Below are 19,698 nucleotides of genomic sequence, written 5' to 3'. Positions count from 1 at the left end.
GTTACGCTACCTGCCATGAAGACGACCCGTTTTGATACTCGCGAACATATTCTGACCACTGGCGAACAGCTCTGCGTTCAGCGCGGCTTTCATGCCATGGGTTTGATTGAGCTGCTGAAGGTCGCGGGCGTGCCGAAGGGATCGTTTTATCACTATTTCGCGTCAAAAGAGGCGTTTGGCGTTGCCATGCTGGAGCGTTATTTTGCGCATTATCATCAGCAGCTGCGCGGCTACCTTGACGACCATCAGGGCGATCAGCGTCAGCGTGTTCTCGACTATTATCATCAGTCGTTGCAGACGTTCTGTCAGGAAAGCAGCTTTGCCGGCTGCCTGTCGGTTAAGCTTTCTGCCGAGGTTTGCGATCTCTCTGAACCCATGCGCATTGCGCTGGATGCCGGGTCTAAGGCGATAATTGCCACACTGACCTCTGCGCTACAGAAAGCGCAGCAGCAGCAAACATTGCAGCGGGTCAGTAATGCAGAAGATGTTGCACAAAACATTTATATGCTGTGGCTTGGTGCCAGCCTGCTGAGTAAAATTTCTCGCGACGTCAGGCCGCTGGAAAACGCCTGGCAGCAAATTAATCAGATGCTGCCAGCGCCGCTCTAAAAAAACGCTCGTTACTAGTCGACCGGTCTACCAGGAGTAACAATGAAACTGAATAAGCTTTTTACCCCGTTGAAAACCGGCGCGATCACCGTGCCTAACCGTGTATTTATGGCGCCCTTAACGCGTCTGCGCAGCATTGAGCCAGGCGATATCCCTACGCCCCTGATGGGCGAGTACTATCGCCAGCGCGCCAGTGCCGGGCTGATTATCACTGAAGCCACCCAAATCTCTTTCCAGGCTAAAGGTTATGCTGGTGCGCCTGGGCTGCACACGTCCGAACAAATTGCGGCCTGGAAAGCGATTAATGCGGGTATCCATGCAGATGGCGGACACAGTGCGGTACAGCTGTGGCACACCGGCAGAATTTCTCACACCAGCGTACAGCCAGAAGGTCAGGCTCCGGTTTCCGCTTCTGCCATTAACGCTGAAACCCGCACGTCATTGCGTGATGAAAAAGGCCAGGCCATTCGTGAAGCGACCTCTACACCTCGCGCGCTGGAACTCAATGAGATCCCGGGCGTGATTAATGATTTCCGTCAGGCAGTCATTAATGCTCGCGAAGCCGATTTCGACCTGGTTGAGCTGCATTCCGCTCACGGCTATCTGATCCATCAGTTCCTGTCACCCGCGTCTAATCAGCGCACCGACGCTTACGGCGGCAGCGTTGAAAATCGTACCCGCTTTGCGCTCGAAGTAGTGGATGCCGCGATTGACGGCTGGAGCGCAGACCGCGTTGGCATCCGTATTTCGCCATTGGGCCCGTTCAATGGTCTGGACAATGGTGAAGATCAGGAAGCCGCCGCGCTGTACTTTATTGCTGAGCTGGCGAAACGCAGGCTGGCTTATCTGCATATCTCGGAACCAGACTGGGCTGGCGGCAAGCCTTACAGCGAGGCTTTCCGTAAAGCTATCCGCCATGCTTACCCTGGCGTGATTGTTGGTGCTGGCGGTTATACGGCGGAGAAAGCCGAAGATTTGATCGAAAAAGGGCTGATTGATGCCGTTGCCTTTGGCCGCGACTATATTGCTAACCCGGATCTGGTTGAACGCCTGCAACAGGCAGCCCCGCTGAATGAGCAGCGCCCTGCCTTGTTCTATGGCGGCGATGCGGAAGGGTATACCGACTATCCGTCACTGGCCGACTGAACGTCAGCGGGCCAGCGCTGAGCGGCTCGCTGCACCCGATGAGATTTCCCGGCGTGATTATCGTCCGGGCGATTTCATCGCTATACTTGTTTCTTAGTTATCGGATGATAACGTTTTTTTAAAGAGGATGTTATGCGCTTACTTCACACCATGCTGCGCGTTGGCGATCTGCAACGCTCCCTTGATTTTTATACCAAAGTTTTAGGTATGCGCCTGCTGCGTACCAGCGAAAATGCTGAATACAAATATACGCTGGCGTTTGTTGGTTATACCGAAGAAAGCGAAGGCGCGGTCATTGAACTGACCTACAACTGGGGCACTGAGAAGTATGACCTGGGCAACGCTTACGGCCATGTCGCACTGGGCGTGGATGACGTCGCAGCGACCTGCGAACGCATTCGTAAGGATGGCGGCAACGTCACTCGTGAAGCGGGCCCGGTTAAAGGCGGCACCACGATTATCGCCTTCGTGGAAGATCCGGATGGCTACAAAATCGAACTGATTGAGAACAAGCACGCGGGTCACGGCCTGGGCGCTTAATCTTTCGGGGCGCCATTATGGCGCCCTTCTTCCTTCCTCTGCTGCATCCCGCCGTGAAATTTGCCATAATACGCGCTGCAATTTTTCCCCTGTGAGATCCTGATGTCTGAATCGAACCAACTGAACGCCCTCAGCAGCCGTTTTCGCGGTTTTTATCCGGTAGTCATTGATGTGGAAACCGCCGGTTTCGACGCCAAAACCAATGCATTGCTGGAAGTCGCCGCCGTTACGCTAAAAATGGACAGCGATGGCTGGCTGGAGAAAGACGAAACGCTGCATTTCCACGTCGAGCCGTTCGAAGGTTCCGTTCTGCAACCTGAAGCGCTGGCGTTTAACGGTATTGACCCGTCGAATCCGTTGCGTGGTGCAGTCAGCGAATACGAAGCCCTACACGCTATTTTTAAACTGGTACGTAAAGGGATTAAAGATCAGGGATGTAACCGCGCAATCATGGTGGCGCACAATGCCACTTTCGATCTGAACTTTATGAACGCAGCAGCGGAGCGTGCCGCGCTGAAACGTAACCCGTTCCATCCTTTCGTCACCTTTGATACCGCCGCGCTAAGCGGATTGGTACTGGGACAGACGGTGCTGGCAAAAGCCTGTACCGCAGCCGGTATGCCTTTTGACAGCGCTCAGGCGCATTCAGCCCTGTACGATACGGTGCAGACGGCCGATCTGTTTTGCGAGCTGGTTAACCGTTGGAAACGCCTTGGCGGCTGGCCGTTGCCACAGGCCGAATAACTGACATAAAAAAGGGCGGGAAAGCAATTTCCCGCCCTTTTCTTTACTGATGAACTTATTCAGCCGCGTCAGAAGGATGCTTTTGCGCGGTTTCTTTGATCAGCTGCTGCAGTTCGCCACGCTGATACATTTCGATGATGATGTCGCAGCCGCCAACCAGTTCGCCATCAACCCACAGCTGCGGGAAGGTTGGCCAGTTAGCGTATTTCGGTAGCTCGGCGCGAATTTCAGGATTTTGCAGGATATCCACGTAAGCAAAACGCTCGCCACAGGCAGAAAGCGCCTGAACGGCCTGTGCGGAGAAGCCGCAGCTTGGCAGTTTTGGTGAACCTTTCATGTACAGCAGAATCGGGTTTTCTGCTATCTGGCGCTCAATTTTTTCAATCGTACTCATAAATGGCTTCCTTTAAGAACTACATGTCTGTTAATTGTAGCGAGTCTGGCCCGTTGATGAAAACGTCATTTTCAGCAGGGTTTTACAGCTAACAAGGCGATGGCCTGCGTTAAAATACCATTTCCCAGCCATCTGGTGTGCTGACTTTAGAAAAAAACCGCGCGAAACTGCGCAGATAAGCAGCTGATTCGGCTAATTTTTACAGCTTTTACGTGTTATGTATTATTGAAACAAAAAAGCCTAACCCTTTGGTAATGAGTTCGATTAGAATTGTCCGAGCTGTCTGCCCTGGCGCAGATATCCCTAATTATCCAGGCTCTGGCCGCTGGCGGGAGCACAAACTGTTAATGGTAACGATGCGTTCACTCATTACGCTTATCATGCTGGCCTTTGCGCAACTGTTCCTGAATATGGCACACGCATCGCCCCATGCTCCCGTCAATGCCAGCCACCATAAAGTGGACAGCAACACGGCGGCACGTGAAGACGATCGTCGCAAACGCCGCCCGGTAAAATCAACCGGCACGAAAAAAGTCAAAGAAGTCACCGCTAAAAAAGCTCGCACGCCCATCCTGAAGAAGTATAAATTTAAAAAGAAAACCGTTCAGACCGCTGCGCTTCCGCCTAAAAAACGCTATGGCCGTCACTCACGCCACCCGGAAGCGGCTGAATCGCTGACGGAAAATTCTGCTACAGCGCCCCTTAAGCTCAGTAAAGCGCACCGCGTTCGCTATCAGAAAGCGCGCGAAACCGCGATGAGCAAACTCATGGGCCAGCTCGGCAAACCTTACCAGTGGGGGGGGACGTCGCCTAAAACCGGCTTCGACTGTAGCGGTCTGGTCTGGTATGCCTATAAAGATTTGGTGAAATTTAAAATTCCACGCACCGCTAATGAGATGTTCCATCTGCGTGACGCGGCGTCGATCAAACGCGATGAGCTGGAGAAAGGCGATCTGGTGTTCTTCCAGATTAACGGACGCGGAACCGCCGATCATGTTGGTGTTTACCTGGGGAATGGCAAATTTATTCAGTCACCGCGTACCGGCAAAGATATTCAGGTTACCGCCTTGAGCGAAGATTACTGGCAGCGTCACTACGTTGGCGCTCGTCGGGTAATGACGCCGAAAACCATTCGCTAACCGAGCCCGACGGGTTATACAAAGCATTAACACAGGCAAAGATTTTCCCCGTCGGGCCGTAAAAATCTCGTTTTCTCGCCCCAGCCTTGTTAGAATCCTTTTTTTTGTTGCGCAACACGCCAGGAGGCCAGATTTTATCGGGCTCCGCGGCAGGCTTTTACCGCCTTTTTTTCCTTCCTGACGTATCCGGACCACAAAAAAAACGCCAACCAACGTCAGGTTTCTTTGTTACCAGGCAAACGTTTAACAAGATGCTTATCAGCAAGTTGCGATAGGCGCAGGAGTAGCTATTTCATGGCAACCATTAAAGATGTGGCTAAACGCGCCGGTGTCTCCACCACCACCGTGTCCCACGTCATCAATAAAACCCGCTTCGTCGCTGAAGAGACACGAGAAGCCGTCTGGGCTGCAATCAAAGCATTGCACTATTCCCCCAGCGCCGTGGCCCGTAGCCTGAAGGTGAACAATACCCGGACGATTGGCCTGCTTGCCACGTCCAGCGAAGCGCCCTATTTTGCCGAAATTATTGAAGCGGTGGAAAACAGCTGTTTTGCCAAAGGCTATACCCTGATCCTGGGTAATGCGCATAACGATTTGCAAAAACAGCAGGCCTACTTGTCAATGATGGCGCAGAAACGCGTCGATGGCCTGCTGGTGATGTGCTCGGAATATCCCGATGAGCTGATTCAGATGCTGGAAGATCATCGTAATATCCCTATGGTGGTGATGGACTGGGGCGAATCACGGGGTGATTTTACCGACACCGTGCTGGACAACGCGTTTGAAGGCGGCTATCTGGCTGGGCGCTATCTGATTGACCGGGGCCATCGCGATATTGGTGCCATTCCAGGCCAGCTGGAGCGCAACACCGGCGGCGGCCGCCATGCCGGTTTTCTGAAAGCGCTGGCAGAAGCGGGCATCACCCTGCGTGAGGAGTGGCTGGTCCAGGGCGATTTCGAGCCGGAATCCGGCTATCGCGCGATGCAGCAAATTCTTGCGCAAAAGCAGCGTCCTACCGCCGTATTCTGCGGCGGCGATATTATGGCTATGGGCGCAATTTGCGCAGCAGATGAGATGGGACTGCGTGTCCCGCAGGATATTTCGGTGATCGGTTATGACAACGTGCGCAACTCACGCTACTTTGCGCCTGCGCTAACCACCGTGCATCAGCCTAAAGAGCGACTGGGTGCAACCGCATTCAATATGCTGCTTGACCGCATCACCAGCAAGCGCGAAGAGCCCCAGACCATCGAGGTTCATCCAACGCTGATCGAGCGTCGCTCGGTCGCTGACGGCCCGTTTATGGATTACCGTCGCTAAGATTTTAGCCGGTTATCTGCTTTAATGCAGATAACCGGCGTTTCATTCTCACTCCGCCCGCTTACTCTTCCCGCAACCATTCGCTGTTCAGCGTTTCCGTTTCGCCGAGATAGTCCAGCAGCCAGCTCAGCGCCGGTGATGCCTGTTGTTCCGACCAGCTGACGCAGCAGGGGCTGTCAGGAAAAGCAGGATCCAGGGTAATTTCGCGTAGCGTGCCGTTGCGCAACAAAGGCTGAGCCAGATGGCCCGGCACCATGCCAACACACAGTCCCGCCAGCAAACAGTCAAACGCACTCTGCCAGTCCGGCACCACCAGCCGTCGCTGGTTATCCAGCGTCCAGGTCGTCCTTTTGGGTAGCGCCCTTGAGGTATCTTCCAGCACCAGCGAAGGCCATTCGCGAATCGCGTCCTCGCTGACGTGTTCCAGCCGTTGCGCAAGCGGATGCGCGGCCTGTACCACACATCGCCAGTTCAACGCGCCCATATTGCGAAACGCAAAGCGACCGCCAACGGGTATCGCCTGGGTAGCGCCAATGGCCACGTCTACCCGACCATCTGCCAGCGCATCCCAGACGCCGTTAAAAACCTCATGCGCAAGATGCAGCTCCATATCGGGAAAGTGGCGATAAAAATCGACCACCAGCTGACGGGTTCGCTCGGCTTTAACAATGCGATCGACAGCAATATTCAGCTGACCACGCCAGCCGTTAGCGACCTGCTGGCACTGGCGGCGAGTGGCAAGCATTTTTTTGATGACAAGACGACCTTCCTGAATAAATACCCTACCCGCATCGGTTAGGGCGACATCACGGTGTCGTCTTTCAAACAGCGGAACCGCCAGCCACTCTTCCAGCTGACGGATGGTATAGCTGATAGCCGACGGAACACGGTGCAGCTCAGCCGCGGCGGCCGTAAAGCTGCCGGTTCGCGCAACCGCATCGACCACTTCAAGTGAATGTTCAGACCACATTTTCTGCCTGCAATATTTTTGAACGTAAGAAACAAATAATACCGTTTCACAACCCCTTTGGCACTCAATTAGACTCCTGCCTCTTTGGTAATAACGGATACAGAGCAAAAAATGCCTTCGAAAGGATTTATTATTTACCTGGCGCTGCTGAGCGTGGCAGGTTTTCTCGCGACCGATATGTACTTACCCGCGTTTGGTGCAATGCAGCAAGACCTGCAAATTCAGCCGGGTGCAATTAGTGCCAGCCTGAGCATATTTTTGGCGGGTTTTGCGCTGGCACAGCTTATCTGGGGCCCGCTTTCAGACCGAATTGGCCGTAAACCTGTGCTGCTGATGGGATTGTCGCTTTTCGCCGTAAGCTGCCTGGCGATGTGGTGGGTTGAATCCGCTACCGTGCTGCTGGTATTACGCTTTTTGCAAGCCGTAGGCATTTGTGCAGCGGCTGTTACCTGGCAGGCCCTGGTTGTCGATCGCTATCCGGCATCCGCTGCAAACCGCGTTTTTGCTTCCATCATGCCGCTGGTTGCGCTCTCCCCGGCGCTGGCCCCGCTATTAGGTGCCTGGCTGCTGAACCATTTTTCCTGGCGCGCTATTTTTCTGGTATTGATGCTGATCGCCTGCGTGCTGTTAGTCGCTACGGCTTTCCTCTCTCCCGCCAGGCCAAAAGCTGACGACAAGGCGGCAGCTAAAATCGGGTTTTTCACTCTGCTTAAGTCGCCTGTGTGGAGCGGAAACGTCCTGATTTATGCCGCCTGTTCCGCCAGCTTTTTTGCCTGGCTAACCGGCTCGCCGTTCATCCTCGCCGAACTGGGCATGACGCCGGGCGATATCGGCCTGAGCTATGTTCCGCAGACGCTGGCGTTTCTGGTTGGCGGCTATGGCTGCCGCACGCTGTTGAAACATACCGAGGGTGCGTCGCTGCTGCCCTGGCTGCTGGCGATATATGCGCTGAGCGTGGGCGCGTTTTTTATCGCCGCTCAGGTTGAAGAGCCTTCCACTTACGCATTGCTGCTGCCGTTTTGCGGCATGGCACTGGCGAACGGTGCTATCTATCCGGTTGTGGTTTCAAATGCGCTACTGCCGTTTCCTCAGGCCAGCGGCAAAGCAGCAGCGCTGCAAAATACGTTACAACTGGGGTTATGTTTTGTTGCAAGCCTGATTGTGTCTACGCTGATTACCACACCGTTGTTCACCACCTCGCTGGTGATGCTGTCAACGGTTATTCTGGCAGGCGCAGGCTATTTGTTACAGCGTGCCCGGACGGTAAAAACGACTTTCTCCAGCGCCCACGGCGAAAGTTAAGCCGCTGAAAGTATTTAGTTAGCACCCTAACAATATGATATTGAATATTGCCTGGCGTGAGCATATACTCATTTTCAGGCAATAAAATATAACAATTCAGTATCATTTTGAGTCCTGACAGGGTCGTCCGATTGTCCTTTCTTCACGGGTGCCTATCGCCCACTCTGCAGGTTTCTTTTCAATCCTCTGAAGCACAAGAAATCTGTCGTACAGCAAATACTGTGCGTTTTCTCACAAACCTTGAGAAGTTGACTATTCTTTTCTTAGGTTTCAATCACCCTAAGTGATGGAGAGGCTATGAGTTCATCGTGTATAGAAGAAGTGAGCCTGGAAGAAAATCAGTGGTACCGCATCGTGCAGGAGATGCTGCAGAAAGCCGGTGTTGAAATCAATGGTACTCACCCGTGGGATATTCAGGTCACTCACCCCGATTTTTTTAAGCGTGTCCTGCAGGAAGGCTCGCTGGGGCTGGGTGAAAGTTATATGGATGGCTGGTGGCAATGCGAACGGCTGGATATGTTTTTTCACCGGGTGCTTGAAGCCAAACTTGACGAACAACTCCCTCATCATTTTAAAGATACGCTGCGTATCGCTGCCGCCCGCCTGACTAATCTCCAGTCACGCAAACGGGCCTGGATTGTAGGTAAAGAGCATTACGATTTGGGTAACGACTTGTTCACGCTGATGCTCGATCCTTATATGCAGTATTCCTGTGGTTACTGGAAAGAAGCGCAAACGCTGGAACAGGCGCAGGAAGCCAAACTCAAATTAATCTGCGAAAAATTGCAGCTCTCGCCAGGCATGACGTTACTTGATATCGGCTGTGGCTGGGGCGGACTCGCTGCCTATGCTGCGAAGCACTATAGCGTCAAAGTCACTGGCGTCACGATTTCTGCCGAGCAGCAGAAGCTGGCGCAACAGCGTGGTGAAGGTCTCGACGTCACGATTCTTTTACAGGATTACCGTGATTTGAATCAGCAGTTTGACCGGATTGTTTCCGTCGGCATGTTTGAACACGTCGGGCCAAAGAATTACGCCACCTATTTCGACGTGGTTGACCGCAATCTGAAACCCGACGGGATTTTCCTGCTGCACACCATCGGCTCAAACCTGACCGCCGATAATGTCGATCCCTGGATGGATAAATACATTTTCCCGAACGGTTTTCTGCCTTCTGTGCGTCATATTGCAGCTGCTCACGAAGGTCATTTCGTGATGGAGGACTGGCACAATTTCGGACCGGACTATGACGTCACGCTGATGGCCTGGCACGAGCGTTTTCTTGCGGCCTGGCCGCAGCTGTCTGCAAAATATGGCGAGCGCTTTTACCGCATGTTCACCTACTATCTTAACGCTTGTGCTGGTGCCTTTCGCGCGCGGCATATGCAGCTCTGGCAGGTAGTATTTACACACGGTTCCGAAGGCGGTTTGCGCGTTCCGCGCTAGCGGTTAACCGTTAAAAAGGTCGGCGATTTGCCGACCTTTTTCGTTACCACGCCTGCCTGAGATTTACTGCTGAGGTGATGTGGCTTCTACCGCAGCAGCCAGCAATGCGGCTTCACGCTGCGCGAGGACGCGTTCTACGGTTTCTACAATCGCCTGCGTGTGCGGATCGATTTCAATATTCACTCTGTCGCCCAGACGCTTGCTGCCCAACGTGGTTCTCGCCAGCGTTTCAGGAATAAGATGGACACAGAATTTACTCCTGGTGACTTCGCCGACGGTCAGGCTGATACCATCAATACCAATAAAACCTTTATGCAGGATATATTTCATCTGCAAAGGATCCTGCGGTTTAAACCAGATTTCGCGATTATTTTCCGACGTAATAATTTTACTGATTTCGGCCGTGGTCATAATATGACCGGACATTAAATGCCCGCCAATTTCATCACTAAATTTCGCCGCACGCTCAACGTTAATTTTATCGCCTGCACGCAGGTCGCCAAGATTAGTAATACGCAGCGTCTCTTTGACCAGATCGAAACTGACCCGATTCCCGTTAACTTCTGTCACCGTCAGACAGCATCCGTTGTGAGCCACTGAAGCGCCCAGTTCCAGACCGGGCAGCATCTCGTCTGGCAGGCTGATGATGTGCGTCCGAAAATTCGGTTTTTCTTCAATTGCCAGCACCTCGGCGGTGCCCTGCACAATACCGGTAAACATAGTTGTGGCCTCAGTAATATTTTTTCGCTGCCCTAGTTTGCCCTGGCTTTGGGATAAAACCAAACGCCGAACCGCATTTTAACGTGACGGAAAGAGCTATTCTCCATGTCGACGATTGGCTAATTACGCCATGAACATTACACTGTATCGCCTGCCCTGCTGTCATTTTGCCTCAAGCGCATTTTTGTCATCAGTGCCTCCTTGTTCAGTCTTACAATAATATAGGTGTATACGTGCAGAAGTACCTGACTGAGGCGCGTCAATTATTAGCGCTGGCACTCCCGGTGATTATTGCGCAGGTTGCGCAAACCGCTATGGGTTTTGTCGATACTATTATGGCCGGCGCGGTTAGCGCCACGGATATGGCCGCCGTCGCTGTAGGAACCTCCATCTGGCTTCCCGCTATTCTGTTCGGCCACGGTTTGTTGCTTTCACTGACCCCGGTTGTTGCCCAATACAACGGGTCGGGCCGACGCGACCGCATTGCTTTTCAGGTTCGTCAGGCCTACTGGCTGGCGGCATTCTCAGCATTTTTCGTTATGCTGGTACTCTATAATGCCGGGTTTATGATCCACGCCATGCACGATATCGATCCCGCACTGGCGGACAAAGCCGTGAGATATCTGCGTGCGCTGCTATGGGGTGCGCCCGGTTATCTGTTCTTCCAGGTTGCCCGAAATCAATGTGAAGGCCTGTCGCGCACCAAGCCGGGTATGGTAATTGGCTTTCTCGGCCTGCTGGTGAATATTCCGGTTAACTATGTTTTTATTTACGGCCATTTTGGCATGCCCGCCCTGGGTGGCGTGGGCTGCGGCGTGGCTACCGCCTCCGTTTACTGGGTCATGTTTGTTGCGATGAAATGGTGGGTAATGCGCGCCGGTTCAATGCGGGATATTCGCCTGACAGATCGGTTCAGCAAACCTGATACTAAAGTGCTGTGGCGCCTGTTCAAGCTAGGGCTGCCCGTTGCGCTTGCGCTGTTTTTTGAAGTGACGCTGTTTGCCGTTGTGGCGCTGCTGGTCTCGCCGATGGGAATTGTTGACGTTGCAGGCCATCAGATCGCCCTGAACTTCAGTTCGCTGATGTTTGTGATACCGCTGTCGCTTGGCGTTGCGACGACGATCCGTGTTGGCTTTCGGCTGGGACAGGGTTCGACAGAGGCGGCTCGTGTCGCAGCATGGACTGCGCAAGGCGTCGGAATGGGGTTATCGGTGCTGACCGCGCTGTTCACTATCACTTTCCGGGAGCAAATCGCTCTGCTCTATAACGATAATCCCGCCGTCGTGGCGCTGGCAGCGCAGCTGATGTTTTTAGCCGCCGTGTACCAGTTTTCAGATGCGATACAGGTGATTGGCAGCGGTATTTTGCGCGGCTATAAAGATACCCGTTCCATTTTCTTTATTACCTTTGTTGCTTACTGGGTGCTGGGCCTGCCGAGCGGCTACATCCTTGCCTTAACCGATTGGGTGGTGCCGAAAATGGGACCGGCAGGGTTCTGGACGGGGTTCATTATCGGCCTGACCTCTTCTGCGGTGATGATGATCTGGCGTATCCGACGTTTACAGCGCCAGCCGGCGGCAGTGATTCTGGCTCATGCAGCTCGCTAATTTTGCGAAGATTTACGGCATCCATGGCTAATTTTGCTGCGCTTCGCACAGTTGCGCAGCAGTCGTGCTGAAAAAAACGGATTTCCGCTTGCAAGGTGCCTGGGCTGTCGTTAATATTCGTCCCGCTGTCACCCAGACGGCATGATGCGTTCTTAGCTCAGTTGGTTAGAGCACCACCTTGACATGGTGGGGGTCGGAGGTTCGAGTCCTCTAGAACGCACCACAGTGCGTCCGTAGCTCAGTTGGTTAGAGCACCACCTTGACATGGTGGGGGTCGGTGGTTCGAGTCCACTCGGACGCACCAAAACGCGTTCTTAGCTCAGTTGGTTAGAGCACCACCTTGACATGGTGGGGGTCGGAGGTTCGAGTCCTCTAGAACGCACCATCTCTGTACTGCTTCTCTCCTTTCCATTTCGCTCTTCTCCCACTTCAGCATATTGACACCGGCTTTATGGCATAACGTTTCCCTTCCCGTCTTTGTATAAATATTAAGCAATCAGAAAAGCTGTGCTGGCTCGCTCAGTCACCGTTTGCCGCCGCAGCGCAAAAGGGATTTTTCACGCAACAACCTGATCTGGTACAACCTTTCCCTTGCCTTTGTCCGCTTTTTAATTGGTTTTCACCTGTTTGAACCGCTATAATACGAAACATTGTTTCACTTGAATGGTTTCAGCGTATGGTTGGCCTTTTAGCAAAAACGATAGCATCCTGCGCAACGCCTGACCGCGTCTGTGGCTCAACCGCCTTGAAACTTCCCCTGCACGCTCTTTTACTGTCACCTATCCTTAAGCTGTATCGCAGTTCGCCGCTCTGGCACCCATGCTTTTCCGGCGCGCAACACCAACCACCGGGATCTCGATTTTTTCATCCATCACAACTTAACAGATGACTCGTCATGAAAAAGACCAAGATTGTTTGTACTATCGGTCCAAAAACCGAATCGGAAGAAATGTTGACCAACCTGCTGGACGCGGGCATGAACGTCATGCGTCTGAACTTTTCCCACGGCGATTATGAAGAACACGGCAAGCGTATCGCTAACCTCCGTGCGGTAATGAATAGAACCGGTAAGCAGGCGGCTATTCTGCTGGACACGAAAGGTCCGGAAATCCGTACCATGAAGCTGGAAGGCGGCGCTGATGCCTCGCTGAAAGCGGGCCAGACCTTCACCTTCACTACCGATCAGTCAGTGATTGGTAATGCTGAGCGCGTAGCAGTGACTTATGCTGGCTTAACGTCTGACCTGAAAATCGGTAATACCGTGCTGGTAGATGACGGTTTGATCGGTATGGAAGTGACTGAAGTTACTGAAAACACCGTTATCTGTAAGGTGTTAAACAACGGCGATCTGGGTGAAAACAAAGGCGTTAACCTGCCAGGCGTTTCCATTCAGCTGCCTGCACTGGCCGAGAAAGACAAGCGTGATTTGATCTTCGGCTGCGAGCAGGGCGTTGATTTCGTTGCGGCTTCTTTCATCCGTAAACGTTCTGACGTGCTGGAAATTCGTGAGCACCTGAAGCAGCACGGCGGCGAGCACATCCAGATCATCTCCAAGATCGAAAACCAGGAAGGCCTGAATAACTTCGACGAAATCCTTGATGCTTCTGACGGCATCATGGTAGCGCGTGGCGATCTGGGCGTAGAAATCCCGGTTGAAGAAGTGATCTTCGCCCAGAAAATGATGATCAAAAAATGTAACCGTGCACGCAAAGTGGTGATCACCGCCACCCAGATGCTCGATTCCATGATCAAAAACCCACGCCCTACCCGCGCTGAAGCCGGTGACGTGGCGAACGCCATCCTGGATGGGACTGATGCGGTTATGCTGTCTGGTGAAAGTGCCAAAGGTAAATACCCGCTGGAATCGGTCACTATCATGGCAACCATCTGCGAACGTACCGATCGCGTGATGAAGAGCCGTATCGATTCTCAGCATGACAACCGCAAAATGCGTATTACCGAGGCGGTTTGTCGCGGTGCGGTAGAAACCGCTGAGAAACTGGAAGCGCCGCTGATTGTGGTCGCAACCGAGGGTGGTAAGTCAGCCAAGTCCGTGCGTAAATATTTCCCTAACGCAACGATCCTGGCACTGACAACGAATGAGCAAACGGCTCGTCAGCTGATCCTCAGTAAAGGCATCATTACTTCTGTGGTTAAAGAGATCGCCTCTACGGACGATTTCTACCGCATTGGTAAAGAAGCAGCGCTCGCCAGCGGCTATGGCCTGAAGGGTGAGGTTGTGGTGATGGTTTCCGGCGCCCTGGTGCCAAGTGGAACCACCAATACTGCCTCTGTACACGTGCTGTAATCAAAGATTACGCCTTGCATGATAAAAGCGCCCTGAGAGGCGCTTTTTTTACAATTTTGTTAACACGCTCTCGAAAAATTTCAATCGAAATTATCTATCCAACTTACCGTTAAGCGTCGATCGCTCCGATTAAAATAGCCTGTTTTCGCTAAATTTTTTAGACAATTCTGGAAAGACGGTGCTTCTTTGAGCGAACGAGCTAATTTAAGCACGTTCTCACTAAAAATTTATTCTCATTAGAAAAAACTTTGTGTAATACTTGTAACGCTACATGGAGATTAACTCAATCTAGAGGGTATAAATAATGAATCGTACTAAACTGGTACTGGGCGCGGTAATTCTGGGTTCAACTCTGCTGGCTGGTTGCTCAAGCAACGCTAAAATCGACCAGCTGTCTACCGATGTTCAGACTCTGAACGCGAAAGTTGACCAGCTGAGCAACGACGTGAACGCAATCCGTTCTGACGTTCAGGCTGCTAAAGACGACGCAGCTCGCGCTAACCAGCGTCTGGACAACCAGGCTCACTCTTACCGTAAGTAAGAGTTCTGGTTTTAAAAATGGCGCACAATGTGCGCCATTTTTTTTGCCCTGTTTTTGCAACACTTTCCCTGGCCCTTCTCTCCTCACCTCTCCGCAGCAAAACGAGCTATACCTCTTACTGTGCGCTTTGTGACTGAACCTGAGTCACGGTAGCCTTTTTTGCTGAACCCTTGTCAGAATGCGTTTGCTGCATCGTAGCGGGCATCTCCGTCTCGCTATCAATGGTATCCCCTGTGTTCAACAACACGGGCATACCTGAACGTCTTGCAATCGCTTCTTTGATCACCGCATCGTCACTTTGCGCGCTGCGGGCAAATTTTTTGGCATTTATCGTCATCGTAATCGGCATGGTTTGAGGATCGTCTTGCTCCGTATGGGAAAGCGGCTGATGCACCTCGATATAACGTTTACCATCGGGTTCCACGGCATATTTTACCGGCTGATTAATAATCTGCACGCGAGTGCCCTGAGGCACGCTGTTGAATAGCGCCTCTATATCTTCAGGCCGCAGACGAATGCAGCCGGAACTGACGCGCATGCCAATGCCAAAATCCGCATTTGTTCCATGGATCAGATAGTGCCCCTTACCGTAAGCCAGGCGCAGCGCAAAGAGCCCCATGGGGTTATCCGGCCCTGCCGGAATAGTCACAGGTAGCGTTTTCCCCTCAAGCGCATAGCGCTTACGAATATTGGGTGTTGGCGTCCAGCTGGGATGAGGTATTTTCTGGCTGATGCGGGTAATCATTGGCGGCGTATTCGCGCCTAACTGACCAATGCCGATGGGATAGACCACCACTTTGTTTTCATTCGGCGGATAGTAATAAAGCCGCAGCTCCGCAAGATTAACGACGATGCCTTCACGTTTGGTATCAGGCAGCAACATCTGGCCCGGAATGGTCAGCCGTGAGCCGGCTTTCGGCAGCCAGGGATCGGTGCCGGGGTTCGCTTCAAGCATGCCCAGCAGGCCAATTTTATAATGGGCGGCGACGGCTTCCAGCGAGCGGCCGTCGTTGGGGACGGTGTAGGTGGTGTTTTCACCGATCAGGCGGCTGTCAGCAGCAGGTAAAGGATATTCTGTTGCGCTGGCAGGGTGCGCAAACAGGAAAGCGGTCAGCAGTAATGACAAAGTGAGGCAAATTTTCATGCTAATTTCTCGTCAGGATAAAGAAAACTTCCCACCAGCGAGGCGGGAAGCCCTTCGAGAAGTGTAGCAACTCAGCTCTGAGTCAGCGCCTGAGCCTTGGAGCGGATGGCACGGATCATTGCTTCAAGTCCCTGAGAACGGGACGGCGTGAGGTGTTGAGTCAGCGCCAGCTGGGCAAACCACGGACGGACATCGAACGCGAGAATTTCCGCAGGCGTCATTTGCTGATAGAGGATGAAGACCACCGCAATCAGCCCTTTAACGATAGCGGCATCGCTGTCGCCACCGAGCGTCACGCGGCCCTGAGCGTCGGTGTCCATCAGGATCCACACCTGGCTTTGACAGCCAGAAATGGTGTTCTCCGGCTGATGCAGCGCGTCAGCCAGTGCTGGCAGCATGGCACCCAGTTCGATAACGTAGAGATATTTCTCTTCCCAGTTAGCGCAACGGGTAAAGTTGCGCACCAGTTTTTCTTTGTCTGGCAACGTTGCCATTAAAACCTCCCTTCGCTAAACGGCTCAGCCGCCCAGCAGGCGATGAATACGTGTCAGGCCAGCCGCCAGGCGATCGGCCTCTTCTTCGCTATTATACAAAACAAAGGAGGCACGGCACATCGCCGGTACGCCGTAATGCGTCATCAACGGCATGGCGCAATGGTGACCGGTGCGAATAGCAATTCCGTACTGATCGAGGAAGCTGCCGACATCGTAAGCATGATGCTTGCCCAGGTTAAAGGCGATGACGCCTGCACGCTGCTCGGGCCCGTAGATGACCAGATCGGGCACGGAAGCCAGCTTGTCCAGCGCGTAACGCATCAGTACCTGCTCACGCTGATGGATAGCGTCCAGATCCTGCCCGGTTATCCACTTCAGCGCGGCCCCCAGGCCCATAATCCCGCCGGTATTTGGCGAACCCGCCTCAAAGCGCCATGGCGCAGCGGCATAGGTCGTGCCTTCTGTCAGGCTGACGGTGGCAATCATTGAGCCGCCGCCTTCCCAGGGTGGCATTTGATCCAGCATGGCTTTACGGCCATACAGGATACCAATCCCGGATGGACCGTAAATTTTATGCCCGGAGAAGACATAAAAGTCGCAGTCCAGATCCTGAACGTCGACTTTGCCGTGCATCACCGCCTGAGCGCCGTCAATCAGCGTGGCCACGCCCGCCGCTTTGGCCTGAGCAACCAGCTCTTTAACCGGATTGACGGTGCCCAGCACGTTCGAAACCTGAGTAATGGCCAGCATCCGCGTACGGCTGTCCATCAGCGACGGCAGCGTTGAGAGATCCAGCTCACCGGTTTCGGTTAGCGGAATAAAGCGTACTTCCGCCCCGGTACGCTGCGCAATCATCTGCCACGGAACGATATTGGCGTGATGCTCCATCTCGGTAATGAGAATGTTGTCACCCGCCTGCAGCTGACTGCCTCCCCAACTGCTGGCCACGAGGTTAATGCCCTCGGTGGTGCCTTTGACGAAAACGATCTCCTCTGGCGAAGCGGCGTTAAGGAAACGCGCGGCCTGAGCACGCACGTTTTCCATTTCCGTTGTCGCTTCAGCGCTTAGCGTGTGAATACCACGGTGCACTGCCGCGTAGCCGTGTTCATAGAACCGGCTTTCAGCATCGATAACCACCTGCGGCTTTTGCGCGCTGGCGGCGCTGTCAAGATAGGCCAGCGGCTGGCCATTCACTTCTCGCGCCAAAACAGGAAAATCAGCCCTGACGCGTGTCAGGTCAAAACTCATTTAATGCCTCCGGGAAAACGCTGTGCAATACGCTGCATCACCGCTTCCTTCAGTACGTCATCTGTAATTGCTTCGGTCAGTTCTGCGGCAAATGCATAGATAATCATGCGCTGCGCAGACTCTTCGCTGATACCACGCGCGCGCAGATAGAACATCTGCTCGTCGTCGATTCTGCCAATTGTCGCACCGTGGCTGCACTTAACGTCATCAGCATAAATTTCCAGCTGAGGTTTGGTGTCCACTTCCGCCAGACGTCCTAACAACAGGTTGTTGTTGTTCATCTGGCCGTCAGTTTTCAGCGCGTGCTTCGCTACGGTAATTTTGCCATTGAACACGGATCGCGCTTTATCACGCGTAATGGTTTTGTGCAGCTGACGGCTCTGACAATACCCTTTGTTGTGTTCAAGGTAAGTACGGCTGTCGCAAACTTCTTTTTCTACCGGCAGCATCAGGCTGTTAATGCCCAAATCGGTGCCTTCACCATTCAGCTGCACGCTGGTGTTATGGCGGCAAAGGCCACTGCCCAGCAGGAAGCTATGGCTTTGCACACGCGCATCACGTTCAATCACCAGATCGTTATGGGAGAAGTGATAGCTGCTGGCGTGCTCAAAGGCCAGCTTGTAATGCTTCAGCTGCGCGTTATTACCCACGGTCGCGGTAAAGCGAGCGCCGGTAAAATGCGTAGCGTCATTCAGGCTGACATAGTGTTCAATGACCGTCGCTTCCGCACCGTCATCCAGCTGCAAATGATGACGATAATGCGAGGTATTCATCTCTTCCTGTGCGCTGCCGCTGCTGATATGCAGGATATACAACGCCCGAGCCGCCGACTTGCCGCGCGGCAGATGAATGGTGGTCACCTCTTCCGCCAGGCTTTCGGTCAGATGCAGGAAAACTTCTGGCTGGACGGGTGCGCTCAGCTCGCGGCGTCCGGCAGCTTTTGTTACCTGGATGTCGAACAGATCCCAGCTGTTATCGCTCAGTTCGGCGCTGAAGCGACCATCAACAAAGACCATTCGCACCGCATCGATGTTCAGTGCCTGCGCAGCGACATCGGCACTGCTTAGCGTCGCAGGCTGAGGCAGAACAAAATTCTGGCCAAGCAGGCCGTCAAGCGGCGTGTATTTCCAGTTTTCCTGCTTGCGCGTCGGCAGCCCTAAACGCAGTACCTGCTGCCAGTGCTGCTGTGCCTGCAGTGAACGGTGCTCGCCCTGGGTTTCGAACAGGTGATGCCATTGCTGCAGGGCGTTGTCACTACTCCTGTTCGGTAAGCCAGCCATAGCCTTGCTCCTCCAGTTGTTTCACCAGCGTAAAGTCACCCGACTTGACGATTTTGCCCTGATAAAGGACGTGCACGAAGTCAGGTTTGATGTAATCCAGAATACGCTGGTAATGCGTCACGATGATAAACGAGCGCTTGCCGTCGCGCAGCGTGTTGACGCCGTTTGCCACGGTTTTCAGCGCATCGATATCCAGACCGGAGTCGGTTTCATCAAGGATACAAAGTTCAGGTTCCAGCGCCGCCATTTGCAGAATGTCGTTACGCTTTTTCTCGCCGCCAGAGAAGCCAACGTTAACCGAGCGGGTCAGCAGATCTTCCGGCATTTTCAGCAGGTGAATTTTATCTTCAATAAAGTCCTGGAAGTCGAAACGGTCCAGCGCTTCCTGCTCGCGATATTTGCGCACGGCGTTGACTGACGCCTGCAGGAAAAACTGGTTACTGACGCCGGGAATTTCAACCGGGTACTGGAAAGCCATAAAGATGCCTTCGCCCGCGCGATCTTCCGGAGAAAGCTCCAGCAGATCTTTACCTTTGAAATTCACCGAGCCGCCGGTCACTTCGTACTCTTCGCGGCCTGCCAGCGTGGCCGACAGCGTACTTTTACCTGAACCGTTTGGTCCCATAATGGCATGGACTTCACCCGGCTTCACCTCAAGGCTCAGTCCGCGCAGGATCTCTTTATCTTCGATACTTACCTGTAAATCTTTAATGCTTAACATAGTGTTTCCTGGGCAATACGCTCGG

General features: G+C 53.2%; 19 protein-coding genes and 3 tRNA genes. 14 read left to right on the top strand and 8 right to left on the bottom strand.

Translation table 11 applies throughout. From position 1 onward, the window contains the following. Window positions 1-15: 15 nt before the first annotated feature. From AAGQ96_RS09120 to rnt, 4 genes are all read left to right on the top strand, one after another. Window positions 16-609, top strand: coding sequence for a TetR/AcrR family transcriptional regulator (locus AAGQ96_RS09120; protein ID WP_342755313.1), 594 nt, complete (start codon window positions 16-18; stop codon window positions 607-609). 42 nt (window positions 610-651) lie between these two features. Then, window positions 652-1,755: an alkene reductase gene (locus AAGQ96_RS09115; RefSeq protein ID WP_147197330.1), complete on the top strand. Its 1,104-nt coding sequence runs from the start codon at window positions 652-654 to the stop codon at window positions 1,753-1,755. Between the two features lie 132 nt (window positions 1,756-1,887). Continuing rightward, window positions 1,888-2,295 (top strand): lactoylglutathione lyase, encoded by a 408-nt coding sequence (gene gloA / locus AAGQ96_RS09110; RefSeq protein WP_147197328.1) that lies wholly within the window; start codon window positions 1,888-1,890, stop codon window positions 2,293-2,295. A 102-nt stretch (window positions 2,296-2,397) separates the two neighbouring features. Continuing rightward, window positions 2,398-3,039, top strand: a complete 642-nt coding sequence (gene rnt, locus AAGQ96_RS09105) for a ribonuclease T (protein WP_147197325.1) — start codon at window positions 2,398-2,400, stop codon at window positions 3,037-3,039. A 55-nt stretch (window positions 3,040-3,094) separates the two neighbouring features. Here the strand turns inward: rnt and AAGQ96_RS09100 are convergent, their stop codons facing one another. Beyond that, window positions 3,095-3,433, bottom strand: a complete 339-nt coding sequence (locus AAGQ96_RS09100) for a Grx4 family monothiol glutaredoxin (protein WP_147197323.1) — start codon at window positions 3,431-3,433, stop codon at window positions 3,095-3,097. Window positions 3,434-3,789: 356 nt separating this feature from the next. Here AAGQ96_RS09100 and AAGQ96_RS09095 point away from each other — a divergent pair, with 356 nt between their 5' ends. Together AAGQ96_RS09095 and purR are read left to right on the top strand one after the other, a co-directional pair. Further along, window positions 3,790-4,572 carry a C40 family peptidase gene (locus tag AAGQ96_RS09095; protein ID WP_147200582.1) on the top strand — a complete coding sequence of 261 codons (783 nt, stop codon included), beginning with the start codon at window positions 3,790-3,792 and terminating at the stop codon, window positions 4,570-4,572. 294 nt (window positions 4,573-4,866) lie between these two features. Then, a complete protein-coding gene (gene purR, locus AAGQ96_RS09090) occupies window positions 4,867-5,892 on the top strand; it encodes an HTH-type transcriptional repressor PurR (RefSeq protein WP_147197321.1) in 1,026 nt (341 codons plus the stop codon). Between the two features lie 61 nt (window positions 5,893-5,953). Here the strand turns inward: purR and punR are convergent, their stop codons facing one another. Further along, a complete protein-coding gene (gene punR / locus AAGQ96_RS09085) occupies window positions 5,954-6,862 on the bottom strand; it encodes a DNA-binding transcriptional activator PunR (protein WP_342755312.1) in 909 nt (302 codons plus the stop codon). 111 nt (window positions 6,863-6,973) lie between these two features. Between punR and punC the strand changes: the two genes are divergently transcribed. Both punC and cfa read left to right on the top strand, forming a co-directional pair. Next, complete coding sequence (punC, locus tag AAGQ96_RS09080; RefSeq protein ID WP_342755311.1) at window positions 6,974-8,164, top strand: purine nucleoside transporter PunC; 1,191 nt, start codon at window positions 6,974-6,976, stop codon at window positions 8,162-8,164. A 297-nt stretch (window positions 8,165-8,461) separates the two neighbouring features. Then, entirely contained in the window at window positions 8,462-9,610 is a 1,149-nt protein-coding gene (gene cfa / locus AAGQ96_RS09075; protein ID WP_147197315.1) for a cyclopropane fatty acyl phospholipid synthase, read from the top strand. A gap of 63 nt (window positions 9,611-9,673) precedes the next feature. On the opposite strand, the gene AAGQ96_RS09070 is transcribed toward cfa, so the two are convergent. After that, window positions 9,674-10,330 (bottom strand): riboflavin synthase subunit alpha, encoded by a 657-nt coding sequence (locus AAGQ96_RS09070; protein WP_342755310.1) that lies wholly within the window; start codon window positions 10,328-10,330, stop codon window positions 9,674-9,676. 233 nt (window positions 10,331-10,563) lie between these two features. Here AAGQ96_RS09070 and AAGQ96_RS09065 point away from each other — a divergent pair, with 233 nt between their 5' ends. The 6 genes from AAGQ96_RS09065 (at window position 10,564) to AAGQ96_RS09040 (ending at window position 14,786) form a co-directional block, all read left to right on the top strand. Further along, on the top strand, window positions 10,564-11,937 hold the full coding sequence (locus tag AAGQ96_RS09065; protein ID WP_147197311.1) for an MATE family efflux transporter: 1,374 nt from the start codon (window positions 10,564-10,566) through the stop codon (window positions 11,935-11,937). Window positions 11,938-12,083: 146 nt separating this feature from the next. Beyond that, window positions 12,084-12,160: transfer RNA gene (locus AAGQ96_RS09060), tRNA-Val, on the top strand. Between the two features lie 4 nt (window positions 12,161-12,164). Further along, window positions 12,165-12,241, top strand: a tRNA-Val gene (locus tag AAGQ96_RS09055). A 4-nt stretch (window positions 12,242-12,245) separates the two neighbouring features. Then, window positions 12,246-12,322 (top strand) — tRNA-Val (locus tag AAGQ96_RS09050). Between the two features lie 510 nt (window positions 12,323-12,832). Beyond that, window positions 12,833-14,245, top strand: coding sequence for a pyruvate kinase PykF (pykF, locus tag AAGQ96_RS09045; protein ID WP_147197309.1), 1,413 nt, complete (start codon window positions 12,833-12,835; stop codon window positions 14,243-14,245). A gap of 304 nt (window positions 14,246-14,549) precedes the next feature. Continuing rightward, window positions 14,550-14,786 carry a major outer membrane lipoprotein gene (locus AAGQ96_RS09040; protein WP_016169824.1) on the top strand — a complete coding sequence of 79 codons (237 nt, stop codon included), beginning with the start codon at window positions 14,550-14,552 and terminating at the stop codon, window positions 14,784-14,786. Window positions 14,787-14,901: 115 nt separating this feature from the next. On the opposite strand, the gene AAGQ96_RS09035 is transcribed toward AAGQ96_RS09040, so the two are convergent. The 5 genes from AAGQ96_RS09035 to sufC all read right to left on the bottom strand — a co-directional run bounded on the left by AAGQ96_RS09035 (window position 14,902) and on the right by sufC (window position 19,673). Next, on the bottom strand, window positions 14,902-15,930 hold the full coding sequence (locus AAGQ96_RS09035; protein ID WP_342755309.1) for a L,D-transpeptidase family protein: 1,029 nt from the start codon (window positions 15,928-15,930) through the stop codon (window positions 14,902-14,904). A 71-nt stretch (window positions 15,931-16,001) separates the two neighbouring features. Beyond that, window positions 16,002-16,424, bottom strand: coding sequence for a cysteine desulfuration protein SufE (sufE, locus tag AAGQ96_RS09030; protein WP_147197305.1), 423 nt, complete (start codon window positions 16,422-16,424; stop codon window positions 16,002-16,004). A gap of 24 nt (window positions 16,425-16,448) precedes the next feature. After that, window positions 16,449-17,672: a cysteine desulfurase SufS gene (gene sufS / locus AAGQ96_RS09025; RefSeq protein ID WP_342755308.1), complete on the bottom strand. Its 1,224-nt coding sequence runs from the start codon at window positions 17,670-17,672 to the stop codon at window positions 16,449-16,451. Next, a complete protein-coding gene (gene sufD / locus AAGQ96_RS09020) occupies window positions 17,669-18,952 on the bottom strand; it encodes a Fe-S cluster assembly protein SufD (protein WP_147197301.1) in 1,284 nt (427 codons plus the stop codon). Before sufD ends, sufS begins: the two co-directional genes overlap by 4 nt. Continuing rightward, window positions 18,927-19,673 (bottom strand): Fe-S cluster assembly ATPase SufC, encoded by a 747-nt coding sequence (gene sufC, locus AAGQ96_RS09015; protein ID WP_147197299.1) that lies wholly within the window; start codon window positions 19,671-19,673, stop codon window positions 18,927-18,929. Before sufC ends, sufD begins: the two co-directional genes overlap by 26 nt. Between the last annotated feature and the right edge of the window lie 25 nt (window positions 19,674-19,698).

The organism is Pantoea sp. MBD-2R, from assembly GCF_039134845.1.
Taxonomy (GTDB): domain Bacteria; phylum Pseudomonadota; class Gammaproteobacteria; order Enterobacterales; family Enterobacteriaceae; genus Erwinia.
Note: the sequence above shows the minus strand (reverse complement) of the source record. Positions and strands in the feature narration are given on the sequence as shown.